Genomic DNA, 1,122 nt, shown 5'->3' with positions numbered 1-1,122 from the left:
TCTACTGTTATTGTTACTTCTTTTTCTGTTATTGTTACTGTAGCTGATCCTGTTCTATCTTCATAGTTTGGATTTTCTACTTTTACATATACTTTGTATTCTCCTACATCAGTGTAGCTTGGGTTTTCTTCTGTCCAAGTTGCTCCGTCTTTACTGTAGTATACTGTATCTCCGTCTACTAAGTTTCCTACTGTTATGCTGTGTTCTAATCCGTCATATACTCCAGTGTATCCTGCTACTTCTAGCTCTTCTCCTTGTGCTTTTGTTATTTCAAAGTTCCCTTTTATTACTTCTACTTTGTAGTTTGGATTATCTGTATAGTTTGCGTCTAATACTCCTTCGTAATTTCCTACTTCTTCATCGTCATTTGTTCTTACAAAGGTTATTTCTCCTAAGTCGTTTTCATTTATTAATCCTACTACTGTTCCTGTGAATGTTGGGTCTATTGTTCCGTATACTTTTGTTTTACTATCTACTGTTATTGTTACTTCTTTTGCTGTTATTGTTACTGTAGCTGATCCTTCTCTATTTTCATAGTTTGGATTTACTACTTTTACATATACTGTATATTCTCCTACATCCTTAAATTTAGGATTAAATAATGTCCAGTCTTCTCCGTCTTTGGTGTAGTATACTGTATCGCCGTCTACTAAGTTTACCACTGTTATGCTGTGTTCTTCTCCGTCATATACTCCAGTGTATCCTGCTAGTTCTAGCTCTTCTCCTTGTGCTTTTGTTACTGTTAGTGTTCCCTCTTGAGTTATTACATTGTAGTTTATTGATTTTGTGTTGTCTTTGAAAGTGTATCCTGTTATTGTGTTGTCACTTGTTCCTACTAGTGTTTGTGATCCTTCTACTGTTACACTTTCAAATCCTTCTTCTCCTACGAATATTCCATCTACTATTTCATATCCGTTTGCTGTTAGTGGTGTCCCGTCATATGCTTTTGTTGCACTTTGTGCTTTTATCGTTATATCTCTCTTTGTTATTGTTACTGTAGCTGATCCTGTTCTATCTTCATAGTTTGGATTTTCTACTTTTACATATACTGTATATTCTCCTACATCTTTAAATTTAGGATTAGATAATGTCCAATTATCTCCGTCTTTGGTGTAGTATACT

The 1,122-nt window shown here is 34.5% G+C and carries 1 protein-coding gene; it reads right to left on the bottom strand.

Features of this window, described 5'->3' with window-relative positions; genetic code table 11:
• A partial coding sequence (locus tag R7P64_RS24135) for an MBG domain-containing protein (protein ID WP_318124125.1) occupies positions 1–1,122 on the bottom strand: 1,122 nt, incomplete at both ends.

The sequence above is a fragment of the Vibrio sp. 2304 genome (assembly GCF_033339475.1).
Lineage (GTDB): Bacteria > Pseudomonadota > Gammaproteobacteria > Enterobacterales > Vibrionaceae > Vibrio > Vibrio alginolyticus.
Note: the sequence above shows the minus strand (reverse complement) of the source record. Positions and strands in the feature narration are given on the sequence as shown.